Annotated in this window: 26 protein-coding genes and 1 other annotated feature; of the genes, 9 read left to right on the top strand and 17 right to left on the bottom strand. The window is 44.4% G+C overall.

What is annotated here, in order from left to right; translation table 11 throughout:
• Positions 1 to 102 precede the first annotated feature (102 nt).
• On the top strand, positions 103 to 3,627 hold the full coding sequence (locus ASG02_RS03640; protein WP_056060907.1) for a CDP-glycerol glycerophosphotransferase family protein: 3,525 nt from the start codon (positions 103 to 105) through the stop codon (positions 3,625 to 3,627).
• A 58-nt stretch (positions 3,628 to 3,685) separates the two neighbouring features.
• On the opposite strand, the gene ASG02_RS03635 is transcribed toward ASG02_RS03640, so the two are convergent.
• Both ASG02_RS03635 and ASG02_RS03630 read right to left on the bottom strand, forming a co-directional pair.
• Positions 3,686 to 5,713 carry an acyltransferase family protein gene (locus ASG02_RS03635; RefSeq protein ID WP_056060906.1) on the bottom strand — a complete coding sequence of 676 codons (2,028 nt, stop codon included), beginning with the start codon at positions 5,711 to 5,713 and terminating at the stop codon, positions 3,686 to 3,688.
• A 204-nt stretch (positions 5,714 to 5,917) separates the two neighbouring features.
• Positions 5,918 to 6,592: a permease gene (locus ASG02_RS03630; protein ID WP_056060902.1), complete on the bottom strand. Its 675-nt coding sequence runs from the start codon at positions 6,590 to 6,592 to the stop codon at positions 5,918 to 5,920.
• 169 nt (positions 6,593 to 6,761) lie between these two features.
• On the opposite strand from ASG02_RS03630, the gene ASG02_RS03625 reads away from it, so the two are divergent.
• Complete coding sequence (locus ASG02_RS03625; protein WP_056060900.1) at positions 6,762 to 7,745, top strand: ketoacyl-ACP synthase III; 984 nt, start codon at positions 6,762 to 6,764, stop codon at positions 7,743 to 7,745.
• A gap of 46 nt (positions 7,746 to 7,791) precedes the next feature.
• Here the strand turns inward: ASG02_RS03625 and ASG02_RS03620 are convergent, their stop codons facing one another.
• The 7 genes from ASG02_RS03620 to ASG02_RS03590 form a co-directional block, all read right to left on the bottom strand.
• On the bottom strand, positions 7,792 to 8,220 hold the full coding sequence (locus ASG02_RS03620; RefSeq protein WP_082478648.1) for a GNAT family N-acetyltransferase: 429 nt from the start codon (positions 8,218 to 8,220) through the stop codon (positions 7,792 to 7,794).
• Positions 8,221 to 8,384: 164 nt separating this feature from the next.
• Entirely contained in the window at positions 8,385 to 8,855 is a 471-nt protein-coding gene (locus ASG02_RS03615; RefSeq protein WP_056060894.1) for a DinB family protein, read from the bottom strand.
• Between the two features lie 126 nt (positions 8,856 to 8,981).
• The gene (locus ASG02_RS03610; RefSeq protein WP_056060890.1) at positions 8,982 to 9,794 is read right to left on the bottom strand and encodes an ankyrin repeat domain-containing protein; all 813 of its coding nucleotides are present in this window, start codon (positions 9,792 to 9,794) and stop codon (positions 8,982 to 8,984) included.
• A 327-nt stretch (positions 9,795 to 10,121) separates the two neighbouring features.
• Complete coding sequence (locus ASG02_RS03605; RefSeq protein WP_056060887.1) at positions 10,122 to 10,319, bottom strand: hypothetical protein; 198 nt, start codon at positions 10,317 to 10,319, stop codon at positions 10,122 to 10,124.
• A gap of 407 nt (positions 10,320 to 10,726) precedes the next feature.
• On the bottom strand, positions 10,727 to 11,002 hold the full coding sequence (locus tag ASG02_RS03600; RefSeq protein ID WP_156358977.1) for a hypothetical protein: 276 nt from the start codon (positions 11,000 to 11,002) through the stop codon (positions 10,727 to 10,729).
• A gap of 92 nt (positions 11,003 to 11,094) precedes the next feature.
• Positions 11,095 to 11,961 carry a UTP--glucose-1-phosphate uridylyltransferase GalU gene (gene galU / locus ASG02_RS03595; protein WP_056060882.1) on the bottom strand — a complete coding sequence of 289 codons (867 nt, stop codon included), beginning with the start codon at positions 11,959 to 11,961 and terminating at the stop codon, positions 11,095 to 11,097.
• Positions 11,962 to 11,995: 34 nt separating this feature from the next.
• On the bottom strand, positions 11,996 to 13,492 hold the full coding sequence (locus ASG02_RS03590) for a glycosyltransferase (protein ID WP_056060879.1): 1,497 nt from the start codon (positions 13,490 to 13,492) through the stop codon (positions 11,996 to 11,998).
• A 379-nt stretch (positions 13,493 to 13,871) separates the two neighbouring features.
• On the opposite strand from ASG02_RS03590, the gene ASG02_RS03585 reads away from it, so the two are divergent.
• A complete protein-coding gene (locus ASG02_RS03585) occupies positions 13,872 to 14,651 on the top strand; it encodes a hypothetical protein (protein ID WP_156358976.1) in 780 nt (259 codons plus the stop codon).
• A 12-nt stretch (positions 14,652 to 14,663) separates the two neighbouring features.
• Positions 14,664 to 15,815 carry a CDP-glycerol glycerophosphotransferase family protein gene (locus tag ASG02_RS03580; protein WP_056060874.1) on the top strand — a complete coding sequence of 384 codons (1,152 nt, stop codon included), beginning with the start codon at positions 14,664 to 14,666 and terminating at the stop codon, positions 15,813 to 15,815.
• A 45-nt stretch (positions 15,816 to 15,860) separates the two neighbouring features.
• Here the strand turns inward: ASG02_RS03580 and ASG02_RS03575 are convergent, their stop codons facing one another.
• The 4 genes from ASG02_RS03575 to ASG02_RS03560 all read right to left on the bottom strand — a co-directional run bounded on the left by ASG02_RS03575 (position 15,861) and on the right by ASG02_RS03560 (position 18,385).
• Positions 15,861 to 16,493 (bottom strand): hypothetical protein, encoded by a 633-nt coding sequence (locus ASG02_RS03575; RefSeq protein WP_056060870.1) that lies wholly within the window; start codon positions 16,491 to 16,493, stop codon positions 15,861 to 15,863.
• A 267-nt stretch (positions 16,494 to 16,760) separates the two neighbouring features.
• Positions 16,761 to 17,237, bottom strand: coding sequence for an NUDIX hydrolase (locus ASG02_RS03570; RefSeq protein WP_056060867.1), 477 nt, complete (start codon positions 17,235 to 17,237; stop codon positions 16,761 to 16,763).
• A gap of 20 nt (positions 17,238 to 17,257) precedes the next feature.
• On the bottom strand, positions 17,258 to 17,668 hold the full coding sequence (locus ASG02_RS03565; RefSeq protein WP_056060865.1) for a hypothetical protein: 411 nt from the start codon (positions 17,666 to 17,668) through the stop codon (positions 17,258 to 17,260).
• A gap of 30 nt (positions 17,669 to 17,698) precedes the next feature.
• A complete protein-coding gene (locus ASG02_RS03560; RefSeq protein WP_235513996.1) occupies positions 17,699 to 18,385 on the bottom strand; it encodes a glyoxalase in 687 nt (228 codons plus the stop codon).
• Positions 18,386 to 18,517: 132 nt separating this feature from the next.
• On the opposite strand from ASG02_RS03560, the gene ASG02_RS03555 reads away from it, so the two are divergent.
• Both ASG02_RS03555 and ASG02_RS03550 read left to right on the top strand, forming a co-directional pair.
• Positions 18,518 to 19,174: a hypothetical protein gene (locus ASG02_RS03555; RefSeq protein ID WP_056060860.1), complete on the top strand. Its 657-nt coding sequence runs from the start codon at positions 18,518 to 18,520 to the stop codon at positions 19,172 to 19,174.
• Between the two features lie 58 nt (positions 19,175 to 19,232).
• On the top strand, positions 19,233 to 19,484 hold the full coding sequence (locus ASG02_RS03550) for a hypothetical protein (RefSeq protein WP_052019045.1): 252 nt from the start codon (positions 19,233 to 19,235) through the stop codon (positions 19,482 to 19,484).
• Here the strand turns inward: ASG02_RS03550 and ASG02_RS03545 are convergent.
• Complete coding sequence (locus tag ASG02_RS03545) at positions 19,463 to 19,750, bottom strand: hypothetical protein (RefSeq protein ID WP_052019046.1); 288 nt, start codon at positions 19,748 to 19,750, stop codon at positions 19,463 to 19,465. The two genes, ASG02_RS03550 and ASG02_RS03545, sit on opposite strands and share 22 nt — an antisense overlap.
• Positions 19,751 to 19,807: 57 nt before the next feature.
• Positions 19,808 to 20,053, bottom strand: a binding site (T-box leader).
• Positions 20,054 to 20,136: 83 nt separating this feature from the next.
• On the opposite strand from ASG02_RS03545, the gene ASG02_RS03540 reads away from it, so the two are divergent.
• Positions 20,137 to 20,688: a GNAT family N-acetyltransferase gene (locus ASG02_RS03540; RefSeq protein WP_035408371.1), complete on the top strand. Its 552-nt coding sequence runs from the start codon at positions 20,137 to 20,139 to the stop codon at positions 20,686 to 20,688.
• Positions 20,689 to 20,797: 109 nt separating this feature from the next.
• Positions 20,798 to 21,712, top strand: a complete 915-nt coding sequence (locus ASG02_RS03535) for a hypothetical protein (RefSeq protein ID WP_035408373.1) — start codon at positions 20,798 to 20,800, stop codon at positions 21,710 to 21,712.
• Between the two features lie 310 nt (positions 21,713 to 22,022).
• On the opposite strand, the gene ASG02_RS03530 is transcribed toward ASG02_RS03535, so the two are convergent.
• The 3 genes from ASG02_RS03530 to ASG02_RS03520 all read right to left on the bottom strand — a co-directional run bounded on the left by ASG02_RS03530 (position 22,023) and on the right by ASG02_RS03520 (position 22,970).
• Positions 22,023 to 22,406, bottom strand: a complete 384-nt coding sequence (locus tag ASG02_RS03530; protein WP_035408375.1) for a hypothetical protein — start codon at positions 22,404 to 22,406, stop codon at positions 22,023 to 22,025.
• Positions 22,399 to 22,608 carry a helix-turn-helix transcriptional regulator gene (locus tag ASG02_RS03525; RefSeq protein WP_056060857.1) on the bottom strand — a complete coding sequence of 70 codons (210 nt, stop codon included), beginning with the start codon at positions 22,606 to 22,608 and terminating at the stop codon, positions 22,399 to 22,401. The genes ASG02_RS03530 and ASG02_RS03525 overlap by 8 nt, the downstream gene beginning before the upstream one ends.
• A 137-nt stretch (positions 22,609 to 22,745) precedes the next feature.
• Positions 22,746 to 22,970, bottom strand: coding sequence for a DUF2188 domain-containing protein (locus ASG02_RS03520; RefSeq protein WP_035408380.1), 225 nt, complete (start codon positions 22,968 to 22,970; stop codon positions 22,746 to 22,748).
• Between the two features lie 146 nt (positions 22,971 to 23,116).
• Here ASG02_RS03520 and ASG02_RS03515 point away from each other — a divergent pair, with 146 nt between their 5' ends.
• Positions 23,117 to 23,587: a DUF2975 domain-containing protein gene (locus ASG02_RS03515; protein ID WP_035408382.1), complete on the top strand. Its 471-nt coding sequence runs from the start codon at positions 23,117 to 23,119 to the stop codon at positions 23,585 to 23,587.
• The last annotated feature ends 87 nt before the right edge of the window (positions 23,588 to 23,674 follow it).

Here is a 23,674-nt window from a genome sequence, read left to right as displayed (position 1 = left end):
GTTTTTCAAATTTTGGGATGTTTTAGCTATTGATTATGATAAAATGCTAATGGAAGATAACGCTTTCATAAAACATCTTTTAGTAGGAGGTTCCTTGATTCCATGCTGTTTAAATCTGCTCTTCGGGTGCTCCAATTTGGACATTCCGTACTTCCGAAAAAACAAAAAAAACTTAAACGATCGGCATTAAAAGAATCGTTACAGATTCAATCTTCGCCGACAGACTATACGCTATCCGGTCAATTGAATGATCCGTTGCTGACGATCACGTCCTTACGTATCCGCGATCGATCGCAAGAGACGGTCCTTGAAGTGCCGAACCAACTGGACGATCATCGCTTCACCTTTCAGCTGTCGCATTCAATCGTGTCTCAATTGAGTCAACATGTTTCTCAGATGCAAGAAGAGGCGGACGTTCCGACGGTCGAAGAGGATGGTCTCGCTGAGATCGAGTCCGTCGAAGCCGATCAAGATACGCTCTATCCGATTGGTCGTTTTTCACTCTGGCTAACGTTCACAAAAAACGTCGAGCATCTCACACCGGAACAATTACAAAAATGGGAATCCAACGGGTTACCGAGCCATGCTACGCTCGACGCGACCGTCTTTACCCGCGAAATTCTGTTAGGGCGCTTTCTTGATACACAGATTCCTGCGCCTCTCGCGCCGTTGATGGATGAGACGTTTAACGAATTCGTCCAGTTGTATACCGATCTAAAAGGCAACCTGCGTCTATTGCTGAATAAAGAACCGCAGATGAAGCCGAAGATCCAAATCGATGCGGTCCGCAATGAGACGAAAGCGACGACGGTCATCAGCGGGAAAGCCTTTACGCGTCATGCGTTCATTAAGACGGGACGGTTGCTCCTCGTGCACCGAGAGAGTGGCGATCAAGTCCCTGTCCCAATCGATTGGTTGTACCAAAACGAGGTAAGTGCGAAAAAATTCGGATTGTATCGCTATCATTACACGGCGACGATCCACTGGTCACAACTCCATCAAGCAGCCCAATTGCAAGAAGGGGTTTATGATGCTTTCATCGCGCTCGATTTCTATCACCGATCGGAACCGAAATTATACCGTCTCGGTCGTGCCCGTTATATTACGCGTCAGCTGACACCGGAAGCGTTAGGGAAAGATGTGACGTCGACGATGCATATCATTCCGTACTACACGGTCGGTCACCGGAATCTATCGTTTGAGATGACCGAGTTCACGAATGAAAATTACGCCTATCTGAATCATCTGATGACGTTCGCCCCGCTCTACCGGCTGTTTGCCGAGAAGAACACGTGGCTCGTCGGAGAACGTCCATATAAAGCGCAGGACAATGGTTACCACTTCTTCAAATACATGCGCGAGACTTATCCTGAGCGACCGGTCTATTACGTTATTGATCCGGCGTCGAACGAATATGCGCAAGTCGCTCCGCTCGGAAACGTCTTGCCGATCAAATCGAAGGAACACATCTATCACTCTTTGATGGCAAAGAAGGTCATCGGGACACACCACGCGGAATACTTGTATCCGCTTCGCTCGGAGCCGTTCAAACGCAAGATGCGAGCAGATCGTGTCTTCATCCAACACGGAGTTCTCGGAACGAAGAACATGAACAATCAATACGGGAAATTTGCTGCTGCCTTCGACACGGATTTGTTCCTTGTCAGCTCGGAGCGGGAAAAGCGACTCGTCACACAAGATATGGGATACGCTGAGCGCGAGGTCAAAATTACTGGCTTGTCTCGCTTTGATGCACTCTTGAAAAATGACGTCCCGGTCAAACGTCAGATGCTCGTCATTCCGACGTGGCGGTCGTGGCTACAGACGCCTCTCCAGTTCTTCGAATCAGAATACTATCAGCAGTACCAAACATTCCTATCGAGTGATCGTTTGCATGCGTATGCGAAACAACATCATCTCGAGATCGTCCTTTGCCTGCATCCAAACATGCAGCAATACTCGAGTCATTTCGAGAACTTACCGATCACGGTCATCCACCAAGGCGAACGTGACGTCCAAGGGTTGTTAAAAGAGAGCCTCTTGCTCGTCACTGACTACTCGAGTGTTGCCTTTGACTTCAGTTTCTTGAAACGACCGGTTCACTATCTCCAATTCGACCCGAAACGCTTCATCGGTCCACTCGGTTCGTATCTCGATCTCGAGAACGAATTACCGGGTCGAATCTCAAAAACGATTGATGACCTGTTCGACGATCTTGACGCGACGGCACGCCGTAATTTTGAGATGGCGGACGAATACAAACGACGCGCTGACGTCTTCTTGACGAAAACGGATACGACTTACTCTGATCAGGTCTATCAAACGATCATGAACTATACGAAACAGACGAGCCTCTTTGAAAAGATTCAGACGAACGAGGCAGCGAACATCCTCTTTAAGGTCTATCGCCGAAGCCGGTTCTACTTCCCGACGATGAAGGCTGGATACCGGCTCATGCAACGCGTCTTGCCGGTCGACCCGACACTCGTCGTCTTCGAGAGTGGGCTCGGTAAACATTACGCGGACAGTCCGCGTTACATTTATGAGGAACTGAAGAAACAAGCACTCGGCTACAAAGTCGTCTGGATCTATAACAAGAAGCTTTATCTCGGAGATCCGAACGCAAAAGTCGTCAAACGCTTATCTCCTGCCTACTTCTATTACATGGCGACGGCGAAGTTCTGGGTCAACAATCAGAACTTCCCGTATTACATGACGCGGCGAAAAGAGACGACCTACATTCAGACATGGCACGGCACACCTTTGAAGAAGATGTTGTTTGACTTAGACGAGATCCATGGACGGGACGAAGGCTATGTCGAGCGTGTAACGAACGCGATCAAGCAATGGAGCGTCCTCTTGTCTCCGAGTCCCTATGCGACGAACATCTTTAGAAGTGCGTTCCAGTACGGGGGACCGGTCGTCGAATCTGGTTATCCGCGAAACGATCTCTTCTTTACGGCGAATAATGCGGCGACAATCGAACGGATCCGGACGCAGCTTCAACTGCCAGAAGACAAGAAAGTCATCTTGTATGCACCGACTTTCCGTGACCATCAGTCGCTCGGTAAAGGGAAGTTCTACTTCGACTATCCGTTTGATTTTGACCGGGTCGCGGAAGCGTTAGGCGATGAGTATGTCTTCTTGATTCGGACGCACGTGCTCGTCACGAAAAAGCCGAAGATTCCAGCGCAGCACCGGGAACAATTCCTCGACGTGACGGCCTATCCGGATATTCAAGAACTGTACTTGATCACCGATCTACTGATCACAGACTATTCTTCTGTTTTCTTCGACTTCGCGAACATGAATCGACCAATGATGTTCTATGCGTATGACCTCGATCTTTATCGAGATACGCTGCGCGGGTTCTACCTGGACTACTACAACGATCTTCCGGGACCGATCTTAGAAACGGAAGAGGCCTTGCTTCACGCCTTATCGGATATTCCGCATCTGACGAAAATGTATCAAGCGCAACTTGATGCGTTCCGTGCGACGTACGGTCCGATGGAGGATGGGTTTGCCGCTTCTCGTGTCGTCGATGCGTACTTCAAAACGGATCAAACGATGCGCACTCAAACCCTTGAATTACTTGAACAACCAGACGGCAGTTACTCTGTTTGAGCGATGATACGAAAAAACGGCTTGCACCCTTTTCTGGATGCAAGCCGTTTTACATATTTTATTCGTCCGTTGCTAATTTTTCTGCGAGGACCTCGTTGAGCTTTTTCTTGAACATCGGAGCAAAACTTTCCGCATACGTATTCGTCATATGGCTGTTATCGCGATAGATGACGACATTGCCGATAACGGGACGGTACTCGCCTTTGACGTGGAAGTAACGCGTCAAATCCAGCTTATGGAGCGACTGGTTCGTTTTTTCGAATTGTTTCCAATACCCTTCATCCGTTTGATTCGGTTGTGCGTTCATCTGTTTCGTCGTATCAGCGATGCTTGTCGTCTCCAGTGCCTCGAGTACGTTAAAATCGTATCGTGGATTGTCTCGAAGCGCCAATCCATCAATACCATACTCGTCCTTGACGAACTGCATCTGGTCGACCATTTGTTGATGGATGCTGTCTTTTGAAGCATCCGCTGCCGTCACGTGCGAGATGATCAAATCAACATCGGCATCTTTCAAGTAGTTCAAGACGTTCTGATTCCAGATTCCTTTTAGCGAGTCCGGTTCATAGCCGGTTGAAAAACGTGTTCCTGACCGCGTCAGGTTGAGTAAACGGATGTCCGTCCCTTTGATTGCTTCATGTAAGGCACCGAACCATTGCTCCGAGTGCGAGCTACCGACGAGTGCGATCGTTGCTTTATAATCCTTCGTCTTCCCGTATTCGCCGACTTTTGCTTCCGTCTTTTGCAGCCCTTGGTTGCTACCATCCGTATGGACGAGGGGTAAGTCATTGAAGACGTTCGCATATGACGGGAATGGGTCTTGCTTCGGTACAGACAGTGCCTGTTCAATTGCTAAGGCACCCGGATATTTATTCTTACTGACGGCTTGTTTCAGCTCTTGTTCTTCCATATAAGCGAATCCGAGTAATGATCCGATTAACAAGACGTTGACCGTCAACAGCGCACCTAATTTCTTGAACGCTGTCCGATTGACGGTCGAAGTCCGGATTGGTTTTTCAATCCATTCCGTCATCAGATACGATAAGCCGATCGATGCGACGATGATCAGTGTGCCAACAAGAACACCAGGTGTTTGTTGGACGTTGTAGCGATAGAACTCAAGCAGTACCCAGTGCCAGAGATAAATCCCGAAGGCAATCCCCCCAAGTTTGACCATTGGTTTAGATCCGAGGAACCGTTTTAATCCGAACCGTGTCTCTTGCGTCCCTGATAACACGATCATCAAGGCGCATGTCATCGGCCAGAGTGCGATGTAACCAGGGAACATTTGCGAGACATTGAACAGGACGCCGGTCGTCAGCAAACCGATCAGACCAATCCAGCCGATAATCGTTGCCACCCATTTCGGGATACGGATTGCCGATAAGTTCACGCATAACAAGCTACCTAAAGCAAATTCCCAAACCCGTGTCGGCGTAATGAAATACGCCCATGGCTGATTGACTTCAGTCAGATAGATCGAGTACGCAAGTGACGTGACGAACAAGAATCCAAGCAGACCATTGAGGACGGCTTTAATTGACCGAATCTGATATTTGTTCATCATCCATAAGATGAACGAAAACAAGACGAACCAAATCATATAAAATTGCCATTGGATCGATAGTGCCCAAAAATGTTCGACGGGTGACTTCATTTGCGTCGCGTCCAAATAATCAGTACTTGAGACGGCGAGTTGCCAGTTTTGATAAAAGAACATCGAGGCGACGACTTCACGAATCGTTTTACCGAGAATCGATGCTGGTAATAAAAACGTACTTAATACCAAGACGACTCCTAAGATGAATAAAACCGATGGCAACAGTCGTTTCAGTAACTTTGTCACATATGGCAGGAACTTGAACTCTCCTGTCCGGTTGATCGTCGAGATGATTGATGTCGTGATTAAAAAACCCGAGATGACGAAGAAGACATCGACACCACCTGAGACACGATTGAACCAAATGTGATAAATTGCGACGAGTAAGGCAGCTACCGTGCGTAGCCCTTCGATTTCCGGGCGAAACCGGCTTTCAATATCAATCCGTTTCTGCCCAGACTGACCAGATGCTTTCCATTCTTGCATGCTTCTATGTCCCTCCATCTACTTCTACACCTACGAATCCTGACGATTGCAGCGCATTTCTTGTACAGTTCGGTATGTACTCACCATTTCGAGAAAACGTTTCCATTCACTATGATAGAACATATTTCAAAAAATACAATGCCAATGAACTATATTGCCGTAAGAAACTTGGAAAATATGTAAAAGAAGTGCATCGGGTACAAATTACATTAGAAATTGATGCAAGTAGTCGTCAAAAATCCGTCGCATGACTTTCGGTGTGTTCTCGATATAGATTCGCATCTGTTCGACGTTTGCTTCGACAGCATCCTCGTTCTTCTCTTCCGTCGGAAAATCGGAGATGCCTTTGATGATGATACATTCGACAGCATTTTTCTGACAGATGTACGCGACAGCCCCCGCCTCCGTATCGGCAATCGTCAGACCGTTATCTCGCAGTTCGATATAGTCTCTCCACATGACGACAGCGCGATCAGCCGTTCCGATCGTTCCGAGATGAAAGTCGTTGCCATATTTTGAGACGTCGAGATTGACGACGAACGATGGTTTAATGAGTGGTTCAATCTCTTTGACCGTACAATCATATTGAACAGCGCGATCTGGCACGATGATATCGAGTATGTCGTACCTCGGATCGATGCCGGCACATGTTCCGGCAATGATGACCTTCGTCAAGGAAAAGCGGAGGATCATATATTGGTTCGCACCGATGCCATTTACTTTTCGAACGCCTGTGCTATAAAACAAGAGCGTTTCCCCATTCATCTCGCGCGTAAAGTATTCACCATACGGATAGACGATTCTTTCTTCAGGCGATACATGAAAATATGCAATCGTCGCGTCGAACTCCCATGTGGTGGCGATGCTGATTCCAATCATCCTTCCTTACTCCTTTCGAGCATCCGCTAAAGACCGCTCTATTTTTTCATCTAATTGAATTGATGGTGTGTACGATAAGTTATATTCCTTGTGTTTAAACGAAAATTCGCTTAAATTAGTACCTAGTACTAAAACCAAGTATAACTTTTTTTACAGGGAGGAACCATTTATGACTGCATATCATGCTCGAGTAACAGCAATCGGCTCTTACGTTCCAAATCAAATCATGACGAACCATGATTTAGAGAAACTAGTAGAAACAAATGATGAATGGATAGTGCAACGCACAGGCATCAAAGAACGAAGAATCGCGGGTCAGACTGAATCGACAAGTGATCTTGCCTATCAAGCAGCCATGAATTTAAAACAGCGTTACAATACAGAATTTCAAGATGTTGATATGATCATCATCTGTACGATGACACCCGATTTTAAGACACCAAGTACTGCATCATTGGTACAAGCAAAACTCGGTATCAATCATGCAGGTGTAATTGATTTGAACGCCGCATGTGCAGGATTTACATACGGATTACACCTGGCGAACGGGTTAATTTCATCTGGTCTTCATAAAAAAATTCTCGTCATCGGAGCAGAAACACTCTCTAACATCACTGACTATGCCGATCGAAACACATGCATTTTATTTGGAGATGGTAGTGGAGCGGTTCTTGTGGAACGCGATGAAGTCCAGTCTGATTTTGTTTCATTTTACTTGAACTCGGAAGGGCAAAAGGGAGCCAATCTCTATTGCTCGAACTTGTCAAATCACTTGTTCGAAGATCCTATCATTCCTACTAATAAACTCATCCAAAATGGACGCGAAGTTTACAAGTGGGCAGTCAGCACGGTTCCTCGTGGAATGAAACAAGTAGTGGATCAGGCATCGATGACTTTGGATCAAATCGATTGGTTCATTCCGCACAGTGCAAACCTGCGCATGATTCAATCGATTTGCGAAAAAAGTAATGTTCCTTTTGATAAAGCGCTTTACAGTCTCATCCATTTCGGAAATACCTCCGCTGCATCCATTCCCTTATCTTTAGATATAGGTGTTACCGAAGGGAAAATCAAAACGGGTGACTTGCTTCTATTATATGGATTTGGTGGCGGTTTGACACAAGCTGGATTACTAATGAAATGGAGTCTGTGATTCATACAAGGAGGAGGTACAGATGCATCGTACTTCCTCCTTGTTTTTAATTCTGATGACGGACAAGCGTGGTAATATCCAGCCATTCATATGCTTCATCTTTAACCGTGACATTCCCAAAACGACTCTGACGATGATCTATGTATTTACCTCCGAGTCGTTTGTAAAATGCTCGTCCTGACTCGTTCTTTTTCATTACCCAAACCAGCATCGAGAAGACATCTGCTTTCAGGAAATGAGCAGCGATAGTCGCCATCAATTTTTTGCCGATCCCTAAACCGTGCGCTTCAGGTAATAGAGAGAGGGCAGATAACTCTCCTATCCGTACTCCATCATCAGCATGAATCTGAGCTGCTGCGAATCCCACTGTGATTCCCTGTTCGTTCAATACCACATATAGGAACGTATCTTGTGAGGAATCGTTCAAAAACTGACTCCATTTTTGTTCAGCTCGTTGAACCGAGAGTTGTTTCAAATATACATCGGGTACTAAACCGGCGTATGTCGTCCTTTACGTATCAACGTAAATTTTTGCTATTACTTTCATGTCTTTGGACGTGGTTAAACGTATATTCAAGAATTTCATCCCCCTAGCATCGGTAGCTCATAGTACTACCATTATTTTCTCATTCACCTACCTTAGTCCCAAACCCGCACACGCTCAATGTCTGCTGTTCTCAAATAATCGAGTAGCTGTCCTGTATGCACTGCTTCATGATAAGCAATTCGTAACAGCATATCACCAAGCGAACGGACATAACCTGATTCGGAACGATCAATCTGGACCGTCGCTAAATCTGATTCCGGTAGTCGCCCGACATATGTCATGAATTCCTCCCGATAGACCTCCGCAAAGTCTAGCTCCTCTTGCACTGATATGAAGTCACGCCCTTCAAATGGAGACTCATACGACGATAGACTGCCTCCATTTTGTAAGGCTAAGTAATAATAATACTCGCTATCTAACACATGACGAATCATCTCGAAACACGTCATGGCGTTCTCATCCGGTTTCCAGTTCAGCTTATCTTCAGGAATCGAGCACCAGACTTTGATGCTTCTTCTTCTCACTTCATTTAAATTCCATACCATCCAATCTTTTGCGTTCATGATGTATCCTTCCTTTCGATGACGAATAAGTGTTCTCCTATCTCTATTTTGACAAAGCGATTTGAAAGTCCTTTTAAAAATAAAAACAGGAAGCATCCGCAGATGCTTCCTGTTGTCGTCAATCGCTCACTTATTTTCTTCCTCAGACAATGCATCAATCTCTTTTTGTCTTAAAATCTCCGCAATCTGATGGTAGTCATTATCAAGTGCTGCACCACGTGCTGTCCGCCCGTCTTCATTTCGATGTAGCGGATCGGCTCCATAAGAGAGAAGTAAACGGACAATCCGTTCATAACCGTAAGCACTCGCTAAAGCAAGCACTGCCGTATCACCATCTGCGACGTTTTCCGCCTCGATATCGGCTCCCGCCTTTAGGAGCACTTTGACCGCTTTCGGATGATTATTCCCAACTGCCAGATACAACGGTGTGAAACCGTCTAATCCGATAACATCAACCTCTGCTCCCGCTTCAAGTAACAGTTTGACTTTTTTCGCCTTGCCTTCTTGCGCTGCGTAATGTAGCGGCGTCACCCCAGCTCCATCATCGGTCCGTTGATGTAACAACTCCACATTCTGCGCTAGTTTCTGTAAGACTTTTTTATTGCCGGATCGCCCCGCTACTAAGTGAAGCGCTGAGAAGCCGTACTCATTTAAATCAAGATGGGCTCCGCGCTTAATCAACAGCAACGCAATGTCCGTCTTTTGATCATACAGAGCAATATGCAGCGGTGACATCCCGTCTTGATTTGGAAGATTCACATCCGCTCCATGATCGAGCAACAATTCGACGATCCGCAAGTATCCTTCCTGAATCGCCCAATGAAGTGCCGCAAACCCTTCTTCATCCAGTTCGTTCAGATCGTCACCACGTTCGATACACCGCATTACTTGTTTTCGTTTGCCTAAAAAAGCAGCATCTTGGATGGATCGTTTCGTCATGTCCGTTCGCCCCTTACCTGTTCCGTCGTTGTCTTTCTTATTTTACATCAAGGACATCGAGAAATGAGCAAAAACGCCTTTGAATATCTGATGTCTTTTGTACCAAGTTCAGTTCGTCACTCATGACATTTATTGATTTTAGGGAGATCGTTAGAATTAAAAGAAAAATAATCATGATCAGAGCATAGATAAACATCGTGAAAATAATGGATTCGTCGTATCGTAATATATTTCACTCGATCACTTTGCATTGAAGAAAGCCCACATTATAACGCACATGTGGGCTTTGTTTCTATCGTGTACTCAGCATTAAAACAATTGAATACTTTATTGATTTGATGTGTTTTTTTTGAGAGATTTTTTAGAAAAAACACCTTCCGTTATTAGGAAAATGACAGCAATTGCCACAGACTTTATTCCATATTCGACCCATGTATCAGTCGACTTCGGCATTCCTTCAAAAAACATTAGAAAAATAAGAAAAAACATTGCTGCGAAAACACTTTCTAAAATTTGATTTTTCATCTTTCTGTATCACCTCTCAATTCTCCATAATTTATTTTACTTTTATAGAAGTAAAACATTTCAATTTTACTATATTTATATAATCACATTTATTTTTTACCAATTCAACTTAAAAAAGGTTTATCCTATTTTTAACGAGCAGACAATTACGTTCTACCTAACAATTTATGGAACGAAATCAACAATTTCTCGTTTGATTTGGATGAATTGAGAAAAAGTATCACATAAGCATTTTTTTCGCTCAAAATCGCCTTCTAGAGAAAAATAAGCAGGAGCAGCGGTGCGAAGCTTGACCCTGATAAATGATTCGAGACGAACGAAAAAGCGCAATCCTTCTCAATTAGAGAAAAATTGCACTTTGTCTTCAGTCTGAATCGACTAACTTCAGGTGATCTTCCGTGTATCTCTTACTTTTCACTCGACTTATCCTGCAGGAAGCGTTCTACCAAAAGTACGAAAACGACTGCTGTTAGGACGCCAAGCACGCCTGGTAACACGGAAACGATCGGATCACTGAAAAATGCCGTTGGGATGAGTACTGTCATTCCCCACTTCACACCCTTCAAGATCGCAAGCGCTAGGAGTAAGATCAGGAAGATTGTTTTCTTTTCGACACCTGCGAAAAATTGTCGCTCTGCTTTTTTATCAGCCTTCACACCGAGCCACGTTAACATATGTAGCACCTCTCTTCTCCTTTTTCTACGTTTCGACTAGACGGATTGGTTTCATGAATCACAAAAAAACCACCCTGCATCATGTCAGGGTGGTTCGTCATTTAAATATCTAGTGTCTTGATAAAAGCTTTCAGCTCGTCACGCATCTCTGCATCTTTCAACGCATATTCGATCGTCGTCTTGACAAAGCCGAGTTTCTCCCCGACGTCATAGCGGTTGCCCTCGAAATCATACGCAAAGACTTGGCTATCCGCATTCAAGCGTTCAATCGCATCCGTCAATTGAATTTCGCCGCCTGCCCCTTCTCCTTGATTCGCAAGGTAATCAAAGATATCCGGTGTCAGCACATAACGTCCCATGATCGCAAGATTTGATGGTGCTGTCCCGTGTGCCGGCTTTTCGACGAATTGTTTTACATCATACAGTCGTCCGTCTTGTGAGACCGGATCAATGATGCCATAACGATGCGTATCTTCCGGACGGACTTCTTGTACACCGATGACCGATTTTTCCGTCTGTTCGTAAACGTCCATCAATTGTTTGATTGCCGGATTGTCTGACTCGACGATATCGTCCCCGAGTAAGACTGCAAACGGTTCATTCCCGATGAATTGTTTTGCCGTCAGAATGGCATGTCCGAGACCTTTTTGCTCTTTTTGTCGGACATAGAAAATGTTCGCAAGGTTCGTTGAGAATTGAACTTTCTCGAGCAATTCCGTCTTACCGGAATTTTCGAGCGTAATTTCGAGTTCTTTTTGGTTATCGAAATGATCTTCGATGGCTCGTTTATGTTTACCCGTGACGATGATGATATCTTCGATGCCGGCTTTTGCGGCTTCTTCGACGATATACTGAATCGTTGGTTTATCAAGTATCGGTAACATTTCTTTTGGCATTGCTTTTGTCGCAGGTAAGAAACGTGTTCCGAGTCCTGCTGCTGGAATAATGGCTTTTGTGATCTTTTTCATATCGTTCATCCTCTTCATCGTTCAAGTAGTAGATTTAGTTGTTCAATTCTTCTAGTAATCGTCCATAGTTCTTTACAGCCGTCTCAAGGTACAGGGATGGCTTCGTCTCGACCCGCTCGAGTGGTTGTTCGACGAGTTGTACCATCGCTTGTGCGAAGGCTTCCATGTCATTGGCTGGAACGAGATATCCGTTTTCGCCATGAGCGATGATTTCGCGTGGTCCGTATTTCACATCATAGGAGATGACCGGACAGCCGACATTGATACTTTCCATGACTGTCAGCCCGAATCCTTCAAATTCACTCGTTAACAACGAGGCTTTCGATTCACGGAAAACTTCTGCCGGATTCGACGTAAAACCGTGGATTTCGATATCGTCCTGTAAACCGAGCTCCTCGATCAAGCGTTCCATCATCGCGAGTTGTCCTTGTTCATCCATGCCGTAAAGGACGAGTTTCGTCGCGTGACCTGACTGTTTGAAAAGTGCATAACTCTTGATTAAATGATCCATCTGTTTTTGCAGACCGAATCGACCGATGAAACAGAATTGATCTTTGACCTGGTCACGTCGTTGCGCTTGTTCTGGAACGATGAAGTGCGGAATGATTGAGATTTTCTCTTCCGGGATATTATACCGTTCTAAGATGTCTTCTTTTTGATGATTCGTCAGACTGATGAAACGTGTCACTTTATCGGACTCTGAGAACATCGTCGCGTACGATCCTTTGACGTTTGATCCGTCTAGATGCGAGTTATGGATGACCATGACCCGTTTGACGGCTGCTTTGATGTTGAGAATCGAGCGATCGAGCAAACGAGCATCGACGAACAAAACATCGCCATCTTTAAATAAACGGTTGAAGTAGTATTCAAACAAATCCTTCTCTTTTTTGAACGCTTTGTACATTCTGCCGTTTCGATATAATTGAATCAAGACGAGTTTTGGACGTGCCATTTCATTGTAGAACTTCTTACAATAGACAGCACCTTCTGAATCATACAACTCCTCCATCATTTTCCCGTGATGGACGGGTGAGTAGATCGTCTTGCGGTGCAATTGACCGTAGACGTTGTATTCCCAGCGCTCGACTTTTTTAGGGGATGCTTTCGTCATGAAATCTTCGAATTCGACGACTTGCGTCTCCGGATAGAATTTACGATAGAGGACGTATTCATCCTCTTCATCATAATAGCGAACGGCATCACTGCCTTTTTTCTCAACGCTTTTCAATCCTTCGATTTCACGCGCCGATTCTTTGACGATCGGCTTGTTCCGAAAACGGGTTGTCGGAATGCTCAACAATTTATAATCGGATAACCAATCATAAATGTTTTCGAACTGGACCATTGGACCGACTTTTTCTTCCGTTCGGAACTGTTCGTACACTTCCATATAGTTGGCATTGTAGTTCGTCGTGACGATCGTCGAGCCAACACTCAGTTCTTTTTCCATGAGTGCAATCCGACTCAACAGTGATTTCGTTCTACCACCGTGTTTCGGTGGTAATGTCGATGTAACAGTATACAGCATCTGTAATTACTCTCCTCTACCCTTTAAGATCGATCTCTCTTTTTTTGTGTGAGGTCAACCTATATATGTTACCAAATCTACTATTTCCTAAACGTGTCTTGTTCAGACAGTTAAAACCAATACAATTTCTATTTACCCCCTTTTTTACGAACAAAGTCAATTATTTTTGCATAATATCCAATCATTGTCATGGTTCTGCAACTAGTAGTTCGTAAAGCTGAACGATCGGTCGGTTCTACCCAACAAGTTTAAGAAGATAAACGACACTTCACTGATTTCCATTCAAACTACATCTTTGCAGAAATCGGAAGATATTGTATGGTGAAGGATGTAACAGAGATACCATATGATTCAGAGTGAGAAAGAAAGCCATGCATCAATGAAAATCACCTGTCGTGATCATACGTTTTTGATCGAGAATCTCCCGCAACAAACCCTATATTTAGCTATTAACGAACAACATATACCTGTACAACAAACAGAAACAGGTTTTTCGCTATCGGTCGATGCGTTACTCAGTATCTTCCGAAAAAAGAATCATCCTATTAAATTCGTCGATGAACTTGGAACACCAGTCTCATTCAAACATCTTTCCGAACCCCTTGACATCGCACCGAACAGTTACATCAAACAAGGGAAACATTCCTATTTCATTTTCATCGATCAAGACGATGAGCTCAGTCTGATCTACAACAAAAAACCGTCCATCATGAATTTTTACGACCGAGATGTCCAGTTTGAGGGCATGACGCGTCAAGACGACGTGCTTCTGTTGAAGTTTTCGTTTCACTCGAAGTATGACACAGTCGCGCAACCGAGTTGTTTCGTTAAATTCAGACATCAGGAACAAAAAATCGTTCTACCGATCGAACGCTTCACCGTCACACCAGTCGACGCCTGTCGCTTCAGAACCGAAGTCGAAGCCGTGATCGATAAAGAACTCGTTGAGCAGTTGCTCGGTGACCGGTATACATACGATGCCTTTAACGCGAACATCTATGATCTTTTATTTGGCTTTTCGATTCGTGAGATGCCGATATCTGTATTCACACCTCGGATTCGTCACTTTAAAAATCATCCAGAACTCTTGAATGACGAGCACTGGTTGCCGTTAAATGAGCAATACGATGTGTTGGTTCGTCCCTATTCGACCGTGTAGGAACGCCTTGCAATGCGTCTAATCCCGGTGCCAGTCGAGACTGTCGAATATTACGCAGATCCCCGACCGTTACTTGGACTGGATCCCACTAAGAAGACGATCGTCTGTTGTGAATATCCGGATAAAGCACAAGATAATGGGATGATTTTCTTCAAGTACCTTGTTGACCAGCACCGGAAACATTTCAACATCTACTACATCATCAGTCGATCGAGTCCGGACCTCAAAAATCTTGTCGGATATGAGAACCATATCGTGTTCTACAAATCACCAGAGAACATCGAGGTCGTTCAAGCAGCAGACATTCTCTGCCATACGCATTCTTCAAGTTATGCCTTACCGTTCGCTACCTATCACACGGAAGCATTGATGCAAACGAAACAAAAGCTGTTCTTGCAACACGGTGTCATCGGGTCAAAAGATGTCAGTCATATTTATGGTAAAAAATTGCCACATCCATTTACTGATTTATTCGTCGTCTCCTCGGAGCGGGAGAAGCAGCTCATCGCCCGCGATTACGGTTTTCATCCTAACGAAATCATCGTGACGGGTCTCGCCCGATTCGATCAATTAATCACTGAACGATCGCGTTGGCTCAAGCGATATAAGAATCGGAAAAAGCTGTTGATCATGCCAACGTGGCGACCGGAACTTGATACGTATCCAGACGAACAGTTCATGGAAAGTGACTATTATCAAGAGTTTCAAGCCTTGATCACGGACGAACAGTTGAAAAGCTTAGTGATGAACAACAAATATGAAGTTTCGTTCTACCTCCATCGCAACTTCCAAAAATTCAGCCATTTGTTCCTTTCGGATTTCGTCGATGTCGTCGGTCAGGATGTGTTCACAGTCAAGGAGCTACTCGAGAATCATCATGTGTTGATCACAGATTATTCGAGTGTCGGTCTCGATTTCTCCTTGATGCACAAAAAGGTACTCTACTATCGCCCACCTGTCTTGATCGGTGAAGATAACGCTGGTGAATCGACAGACTTATTACCAGGAGACGTCATCGAATCCAGAGAAGCCTTGATGGAGTCGTTACGCGAATTGAAGATGCCGAAACGCTTTAAGCGCAATCTCAGTCACATCTATGCTTTTGATGATACAAAGGCGAGTAAGCGGATTTTTGAAGCGATGCAACATCATTTTCATCTATAACAGACAAGGAGCAATGAGACGGTCTACCGTTTCGTTGCTCCTTTTTCATCGACGAAATTCCAATGAGATCCCGTCCGCAATCTGTGAGGACTGTTTTAACAACTCCCGCTTGACTGGATCAATCCAGTAATACTGAACACGTTCATCAAACGCAACGTGGACGCAAAGTGTCTCTACGTGTTCGCCTGTTTCGGTGGTCAATCGATCGTACCGCAAAGGATGTACTTGAACTGGCACCTCACGTCCGGAAACGGCACTAAAGCCGCTAAACGAGAGTGTCGAATCGACGGTTAATGGTAATGCTCGCAACAACAATTCGATTGAAAACAGATCAACACTTTCGGTATGAATCGGTAGGACAGACTGCTCATTGCCTCGCGTAATTACGACTGCATCCGCTCGATACAACGCATGCACGGTTTGGACGCCATCTTGGTACTCGACGAATTCGAGTGGCGTATAGTCTTCTGCATCAATCGTCAGGTGGATCGTTCGATTGCCGATTTTTTCTGACACCAATTCTTGCTCCCGTACCAAAATAGATTGATGTGATGTCTTTTCTAACCGAATCGTTTCGTAGGTCTGTCCGATCTGAACCGATTTTCCTTGTTCTATCCAGTAGACCTTTTTTTCGTCTTGTCCCTCGATGAGGGAATAGATCTTCCCTTTCCATTTCATATCTCGTTCTCCCTTCTTAAGAATCCGATGGAAGACAGCTGATGAACTGCTGCTTGTCGGACTTGCTCCGGCGTTTTCGCTGTCGTATCAATCGGATAGACTGGAAACTGTTTATACCATTTCTCTTCGAGTGCCCAAAGCGGTTGATGTTGTTCAAAGGATTGGCGAGTTCTTGTTTGATCGGCTAAAGACTAGAACGCGTTCCGGTACGAATAAAAAATCTTGAATGAAAGGCTCATTCAAGATTTTCTATTCATACCAATTTCTTCAGATGGAAACGTGATGCGCTATTGCTTGCTGTTTTTCGACATACTCGATCAAAATCGGCTGTTCCGGTGGATTGAGGTTTTCTGGTAGCTGATCGATAGCGAAAAAGCGTAATTCCGCAACTTCTGACGAATCCCGAACGATTTCACCCGTATACGCCGTACACAGAAATGCTGAGATGACATTATAGACTTCATCCCCGTGCGGATACTTATAGTAAAACGCATCACCCGAATAGACGTTCAATAATTCGAGGTGCTCTGCTTCAAGACCGGTCTCTTCCCTTAATTCTCGTTTTGCTGTCTCTACGAGCGTCTCCCCGATCTCAAGCGCTCCACCAGCGAGTCCCCAGCAACCGTTATCTTGCCGAAGTTGTAATAAGACTTCTTGTTTATCGTTGACGACGATGACACACGCTCCTGCCATGACGAGCGGTCGTGTGCCGACGAGTTTTCGTAATTCTGTGATGTATCCCATGTCATTCAGTCCTTTTCCATTTAAATCACTCTCGTTCGGACGCGCATCCGTTTGAGCCCCGTCAATAGGAGACACAACAAGATGATGCCCGAAACGAACAGTACGTACGTATGAATCGTAAATAGGGAACGGAAATCGATTACGGCAACATTCTGTTGCACCTCAATCCAACTACTAAGTATGATTCCGCTGATTGCAAATAAGATGAGTACGCCGACCTGTCGACGTGTCAACGTAACATACGTCAAAACGCGCATGCCTTCCCGGATCACGAACGGTAGGAGAACGAGGAGTGCTGCGACCGGTAAGATGACCGGGTCACCGCCTTGCTGAATCGGCATTGAGCGGGTCAAATAGCCAAACAAGAAAAAGAATCCACACACGAATAACAATAATCCGAACGCAATACTCGCATTCACCGCTTTATTCATCTTACTTCCCTCACTTTTTAGAATAATGAATTATGAAGAAACGGCACTTTGATGCCATACGCCCGCTGCATCAAGCCGGACCCGATGTCTGCCGTCGAGTTCCATCTCGATCGGACTGACCTTCGCCGTCTTCGGTGAGAACAACCATGTCCGACCTTCTGGGACGAGCAAGATATGCGTTCCATCCGCGACCGGTCCGAGGAAGTTGAGTGACGCGCCATTGAGCGGACGTTCCCGTCGCTCGAGAACGCCAATCTCTGCTAACTGCTCACCCACTTCAAGCACGTCTTTCACCGTCAGACTCATCTCGCCGATTCCGAGGATGTCGGATACATCAAACGTCAGTTCCGCTTTAGACGGATTGATTTGATGCCGCGCGATCAGTTCCAAGACGTTCTCATCCGGGTCATAAAAGTAACAGGAATGCGAATCCGTGAAGTCAAAATAAATCTCATCCTGTCCGTCTTCGATCAAGAGTGGTGTCCGTTCTACGAGCCACGCTTTTCCTTGTTGGAAGACGTTTTCCGGAATGTTGAACGCCATATGGTATTGCGTATCAACATCATCCGTCTGTCGATATGTCAGCTGATCCGTACCGATTTGCATCGTAAACGAATCGTTCGTTTCCGAGACAAGCGGGAATCCGATCTGATTTATGTAAAAATCTTTCATTGCTTGTAGATGACGTGTCACAAGAATGGTTTTTAAAATGTTCAAGCTGATGACCTTCCTTTAATTGCAGTAAAATTTATCAAAAAGCGATATGCTTTATTTTACCACTAATGGTAAAATCATTACGAATTTAAAGTCTGATTTTTCAGATATATTTATGCCTGAGAGGATGTTTTGATGAAATTATTAATCGCTCAACCAAAACGCGAGACCGGACTCGAGCAATTCGAACGTGAAATCGCCGCTTATCCTGAAGTCGATCTGATTGTCTACCCGGAAGGCTATTGTACGGTCACGGAACTCGAACGCGTGCAACATCTTGCCAAACAGTTCGAAACAGCCATCGTCCTCGGTTACAAGGATGAAGCGAATCTCGATCGCGCTGTCATCATCGATGCGACCGGGACGATTCTGCTTGATCGCGCAAAAACACCAGAAGCTGGACCGCTTTATACGCCATCAACAGTAAACGACGGGTTATTCCGCTATGGATACGTCCTCTGCCGCGAAATCTTCTTAGGAAAAGATGGACTACGCGAGGAATCCGGACTTGATCTCATCTTCAATCCGATTGGCGTCGGCATGTTCAGCGAGGAACAGTACGTTGAGTGGTCCGGTGAAGCACGTAGTATCAGTCAGGCGCAACAAGCGCTCATGATCGGAACGAGTCATGCCGATGGTTCGTACCGCAACTGTGGCTTTTCGATTCCGATTGCCTTCATCTATGACGAGACCGGTGAACCGTTGCTGTTGTCTCATAACGATACGCGGACACGTCTGTTTGATACGGTCACGCGTCACATCGAAGTCGTCGGTACCCCCTCTTTATCGTAAATGAACACACGCTTCTTCCGGTCAGAAGAAGCGTGCCATTCCTTCAGGAGGTACTCATATGTCTCAAACAGGTCGTGCATCATTCTTTTGGAAACGATACTTCTATGTCTTCTTTCCTTTGTTCATCTTCGGAGTCAGTCACGAATCGTACCTGGTCGATAATCCGTTAGCTAACCTTGAGGACATCGGTGAGTTCGTCTTCTTCTTTTGCCTTTATCTGTTTAACTTTGCCGTCCTTGCCGCTCTATTAACGAATCTGTGGTGGTTCTTCCTTCCGACAAAACCCGCTCATTCCGAAACTGATTTTTGATAAGAAACGAGTGTCGCCCGTTCGTTGAGCGGTTGACTGACACCGGTCAATCGATAGCCCATCTTCTCAAAGAAATAACAATTGCACGTCTCTTCGCGAATCGTTCGCTGTTCCCATGCCGCAGCAGTCGGCGGTCCTTCGTAGAATACAAATTCTGCTTCCGTGCGTTGCTCAACCGATCGTGCGAAGACCTGGTCTCGTTTCCATCTGTTTCGGATACGGTCCTCCCGTTGTTGTACGGTTTCTGCTTGGTTTTGTGACGTCATCCCTTGTTCGCTCCTTTAATCGGTAACTAAGAGAATACAAAAAAGTCCGCCCCCTTTGACAGGGACGGACTTCACCGCGATACCACCCATATTCCGTCGAGAATGCTTGTTCTCGACAGCACTTAGTTGCACACTATCATGTGCATTCCATGTAACGGTGGACACCCGGTCACACTTACTGAATGGTTCAGCGTGACTTCTCAGAGAGGATCTTCATGATTGATCTGGCTACCGGTTCTCAGCAATCCCGGTTTTCTGTAAGGCAGAGGAACAATCATTACTCTTTCTCGTCAACGAAATGATATGCTCTTGTTGTGGAGAATCTTACCATATGCCTTAAACACTGCACAATATTTTTTACATTTTCTTGCAAAGGAGTTTTTTGAATGTTACATACTTTCCCAACGCTTAAAACGAACCGTCTCGCCTTACGCGAAGTATTACCCACAGATGCTACGAGTGTCCTCGCTTATTTATCAGACGAACACGTCGTCAAACAGATGGGACTCGCTCCGTTTCAATCGGAAGCTGACGCCCTCGAAGAGATTGATTGGTACGCTTCGATTCGTCGTGAGGGTACGGGCATCCGTTTTGGGATCGCTTTATCAGAAGACGATGTCATCATCGGTAGTTGCGGTTTCTTGAATCAATCGGAACGCCATCAGCGGGCTGAAATAGGGTTTGAGCTGAACCCTGCCTATCAGGGACAAGGCATCGCGAAGGAAGCAGCGCTTGCGGTGATCGAATATGGTTTTAAGGAACTTTCGCTCAACCGAATCGAAGCACTCGTGTTACCCGAGAATACCGCTTCGCAACGATTACTTGAACGGCTCGGATTCCAGCGTGAAGGGTTGCTTCGTCAATATGAGAAAACGCGTAGTCAGTTCGATGATTTGTATATGTACTCGATATTGCGAAGTGATTGGTTTCAAATTTAATCTATAAAAACATTCCCTTCATTTCAAAATGATTGAAATCTAAAAAGATGATATTGGAATATACTGTTAGGTGTAAGAAATCATTTTTGTCATTTAAGGGGGAACCATCTTGAAGAAATGGATCGCAGCAGGTCTTGTATCATCATTAGCATTCGGTGTCATGCAGACATCAATCGTTGAAGCAAGTTCAAGTTCAAAAGAAGTGGCTAAACTGAAAAAGGAAAAAGCAGCACTCCAAAAACAACTAGCCGACGAAAAGAAAAAAACAAAGAAGTCGGAAAACGCCTATAAGACGTTACAAGGACAGCACACGAGCCTTTCAAAGTCTTATAAATCACTTGATACTAAGTACAAGAATCTTCAAATCGAGAACGAAGGGAACAAAAAGAAGATCAAAGAGCTTTCGACTGGGTATCGCCTTCTCGCATCTTCAAAATCACTTGTCACAGACGGAGCAGTCGTAACTGGTAAGTACAAAAATACAGAAAGTTTGTTGATGCTTGGTAAAACGCCATACGTACCATTACAATTGTTAGCAGACCTTTCAGGATTACCTCTAATCGAGACTTCTACCGCTTATGAAGTCGGAACACCACTTTCAGGTACATCACTTTCATCGATTCATAACGGTGCTTCATCATTTGATTGGATTGAAAATAATCAATCCATTTTAGTAAATGGTAAACTAAATAATCAAAACGTGATCTTATCAGGGTTCTTCAATGATGAATTTGCTACATTTAGTTTGAATCGTAAATATAAAAAGTTAACTGGACAATTATCACTTTTAACAGAAGAATCCTTAACAAAAAGTTCTAGCCACTTAAGTCATGCTTATCCAGATGACAAAATGACACTTGTATTCTCCGACAATAACGGAAAAGAACTTGGTCGCTATGATGTTGTATATGGAGATGACCCAATCGACTTTGATGTTGATGTGACGGGTGTGACAAATCTTCGTGTAACTGCAGAAGGAAACAATACAGTTACTACATTGATTTCACCAGTACTGACAAAATAATAAAAAAAATACCTAGAAGAGATTATTAGTCATCTCATCTAGGTATTTTTTTCATCATTTATGCAATCCTTTGATCCGTTTGTGGGTATCAGTTATTTCTTCTTTAAACAGATAGACGTGAGGATTGCCCGCAAAAAAACAAGATAAATTCATAATAAGCAACATCTAGTGGAGCAAGCTCAATCGCTTTTCGTGCATGATGCAAACTGACCGTGCAGGCACATTCCATATAATATAGTAGATGTACCATCAGTAGTGATATCATTATTGTTGTTCTTCCATGCTTTACTTCTTTCCGTTCCAAACCGCTTCATCGATAGGAACGTGCTTTCATAAACTCAATGATTGGTAGTGTAACTAAAGCAATCGCGAACAAAACGATCAATAACAGATTCGCTGATTCATGTAAAAAGTAATCGAGACAGATGAATCCAAAAATCAGGACAATCAGAATTTTGTAGCTAACGAGCCCGCTCTCCATCGTAATCTTTTCTCCAAGTTCATCATCAGGTACCGGACGCTCGTCCTCCGTCGTCCGCGCCCACGTAAAATACGAGAAGAGCATGATCAACAGAATCGCCAATTGAACAATCGAGAAGAACGTTACGTTGTTTTCGATGATCATACTAATGACGGTAAGACTCGCAAGTATCACGAGCGTTACTAAAAATAAACCCGTTTTTTTCTTAGACATTTCTCTCCTCCTGTTCTGAAATGAATAGATGATCGACTTGTGTCTGCAAGACTTTGGCGATATTAAACGCTAATTGTAAAGTCGGATCATACTTGTTGTTTTCAATCGCATTAATCGTCTGCCGACTGACTTGACAACGATCAGCCAGTTCTTGTTGCGATAATTTTGCCGCTAGACGTCGCTCTTTGATGTGGTTTCTCATGTTCATTCCTCCACGACGTGTCAAATTCTTTTTACATATTTACTGTAATGAACTTCCATCATTATGTCAAAAACTTTTGACATAAAAATCATTAAAAAGACACGCTCTCATAACCAGAACGTGTCGTATATGATGGCTCAACCTCGTGGTGGAAATGGATCATGTCCGTAGGAATCTTTTTCGCGAATCTGCCCTTCTTTGTTATGAATGACGAGCTCTGTCTTCTGATTTTTCGCAATGCGACGCCCTTCTGCGATCGCTTCTTTCTGTGTAGCGAATCGCTTCGTTGCTCGAGTCGCACCGGCAGCTTTCACTTGATAACCACCTTTAGGATGCGGCATGACATGTTGATCTCGTTTCATCCTATGCCCTCCCTATACTTAATCTATTTCACTTTCATGAAATTGTTTTGTCGTGCGAGTGTCTCTTCACTTGAATTTTCTACTAGCTTATCGGGAGATACAGTATACTAAAAGAAACGTTCGCCATCTTGAAAGGGGTTGATATCGTGAATCATTTTGTCTGGCAAGTTCGGTTTTTACGCTTTATCGTCTTCGGCGTCATCTTCAGTCTGTTCGGCTTAGCTGGACTTGGTATTCCCCTTGTCTGGCATGGTATCATGAAAAATTTATTACTCGAACGACCTGGTTACAGTGTTCTATTGACCGCATACCTTATTTTCATTCCGACTCTTATGATTTTATTTCATGCGCTCCGCATCCTCCGATACATGTCGACGGCTCCTCCGGTTTTTCCGCTCATCACGGCTTCCCTTCAATCGATGAAATTGTCTTTTTATATCGTTACTGCTTTAATGACATGTCTTTTTCCCGTCTTTTTCTATATCGGTCAGATTGACGACGCACCTGGTGTGATTATCATCGGTATAGGTTTAGTTCTTGCTCCATTGACAATCGGAACACTACTTTCCTGTATTCAGCAATTATTATTACACTATGTGTTGCCTATGAAATCCTAAACGTCCACGACCGAAGAATAAACGTTCATGATTATTTTTTTATTCTAACTGTTGCCTGTTCTATCTAACACTTTATTTAATCCCGCT

The organism is Exiguobacterium sp. Leaf196 (assembly GCF_001423965.1).
In the GTDB taxonomy this organism is placed as follows: domain Bacteria; phylum Bacillota; class Bacilli; order Exiguobacteriales; family Exiguobacteriaceae; genus Exiguobacterium_A.
Note: the sequence above shows the minus strand (reverse complement) of the source record. Positions and strands in the feature narration are given on the sequence as shown.